Origin of the sequence: Bacillus sp. AP8, from assembly GCF_000321185.1 — a bacterium.
Classification (GTDB): domain Bacteria; phylum Bacillota; class Bacilli; order Bacillales; family DSM-1321; genus Bacillus_AD; species Bacillus_AD massilioanorexius.
Genome location: NZ_CAPG01000001.1, coordinates 1 through 1,692, shown reverse-complemented (window position 1 = coordinate 1,692; position 1,692 = coordinate 1). Strand labels below are relative to the sequence as shown.

Sequence of the window (1,692 nt, the reverse complement as noted above, 5' to 3'; positions counted from 1 at the left end):
TTTTGGGTATAAGGTTGGCTAGTGGGCTATGAGTCTTTTCTTTAAATGTCCAAAATTCCCCTTATGAGATAGTTTTAGCCATAAAAGAGATAGCTAATGATATCAAATGACTATGAAATTCTAAGAAAACAGGAGAAATCGAGAGATTTCGTTTCAAATATTGAGGGAGGTTAGTTTAATAACATTTATTTCATATTGTGCTAAAATGAGGATGCTAAGTGATGTAAAAGGGGGGACATCAATGTTAAATTATTCAACTAAAACTAAAATTAAAAAAACCTTATTTGAACGGTTTTTAGATTTAATCTCATTAATCTTACTTTTCCTTATTTTATTATACATATTTATCAATTGGTCAGATATGCCCGATGAAATTCCTATGGGATATAATTCGGTTGGAGATGTTTCAAAATGGGGAAATAAACTAAGTATTTTAGGTTTACCTTTTTTAGGATTGTTGGCTTGGGTGGTATTTAGTTTGTTTGAAAAATTTCCACAAAATATCAACTTGAAGATATATCATAATGAGGATAAAACTAAAGAATTAAAATATAATAGACTTACTCTAAATGTAATAAAAAATGGAGTAGTTTTAGGTCTTCTTTTTGTAAATATAAAGATTATTCAATCTATACTTTGATTAAAATTAAGGTGCTACTATTCAAATGGATTTAAATATTTAAAGTGATTCTTCGTTATGAGGAATCGCTTTTTTATGCAACTATCGAACAGGATAGCTCAAAAAGAAAATGTTAAAGTAGTAACGTTTTTATCTAACAACTTGATATTAAGATGATGCATTAAATATTTGTAATCAAACCCTCTTCCGTATATAATATAATTTAGTTAAGTTAACTAAATTATATTATATACGGGGGCTTATCATTGGAAAAAAAGCTAGTTGTAAACGAAAATAAACAAAAGAAACCATTTCTTTTTAAACTTGGAATAGTACTTCTAATCCTCTATCCTATACTTTGGGGGCTTGCAGCCATCGTACCATTCACCCCATTGCCAACCCACATAAAAGCCACTGTCATTCCTGTATTGATAGTAGTGGGAGAAATTATTTTCTTGATCGGTGTTGCCTTTGTTGGCAAAGAAGTGGTAACTAAATATAAAAGTAAGTTAAATCCAAAAAACTGGCGAAGAAAAGGTGACAGACAAAAGTATGAAGAATGAAAATATAGCTGGAAAAATCAATCAAACACTTGAAGAACTATGGCTGTTACTTGAAACGAAAGAAAGAGACTATACAAATTTTCAATTAAACAATCAACAATATTCGATATTAACATTAATTATTCGACACCCATCATCCACTCCTACAAAGTTGTCAGAAAAAATGAATATAACCAAGAGTGCGATTAGCCAACAGTTAGTAAAACTTGAAGCTGAAGGATATATTGTTAGAAAGCAACATACGGAAGATAAACGTACATTTTCAGTTGAACTTGGAGAAAAAGGTTTATTGTATAAAAAAGAATGTGACATATTTATGCAACAGGTTTCCGAAAAATATTATGCGAGTTTATCACCTGAAGAATTAACCAATTTTTTATCAGCACTTCAAAAATTAACGAAAGTAATTAATAAACTGTAGTGATTATTAAATTCTAACTGTCGTTCATTGCTTACTTTTCGTTAAATGGAGTATTTAAAGTTTAATTAAATTTGTGAAAAACTAAACTT

General features: G+C 29.1%; 3 protein-coding genes. All 3 read left to right on the top strand.

All coding sequences use genetic code 11. The features are described 5' to 3' along the window. Window positions 1-241 precede the first annotated feature (241 nt). The 3 genes from BN349_RS00015 (at window position 242) to BN349_RS00005 (ending at window position 1,603) form a co-directional block, all read left to right on the top strand. The gene (locus BN349_RS00015) at window positions 242-640 is read left to right on the top strand and encodes a DUF1648 domain-containing protein (RefSeq protein ID WP_019240203.1); all 399 of its coding nucleotides are present in this window, start codon (window positions 242-244) and stop codon (window positions 638-640) included. Window positions 641-885: 245 nt separating this feature from the next. Beyond that, window positions 886-1,182: a transporter suffix domain-containing protein gene (locus BN349_RS00010; RefSeq protein ID WP_019240202.1), complete on the top strand. Its 297-nt coding sequence runs from the start codon at window positions 886-888 to the stop codon at window positions 1,180-1,182. Continuing rightward, window positions 1,172-1,603, top strand: a complete 432-nt coding sequence (locus BN349_RS00005; RefSeq protein ID WP_019240201.1) for a MarR family winged helix-turn-helix transcriptional regulator — start codon at window positions 1,172-1,174, stop codon at window positions 1,601-1,603. The genes BN349_RS00010 and BN349_RS00005 overlap by 11 nt, the downstream gene beginning before the upstream one ends. The last annotated feature ends 89 nt before the right edge of the window (window positions 1,604-1,692 follow it).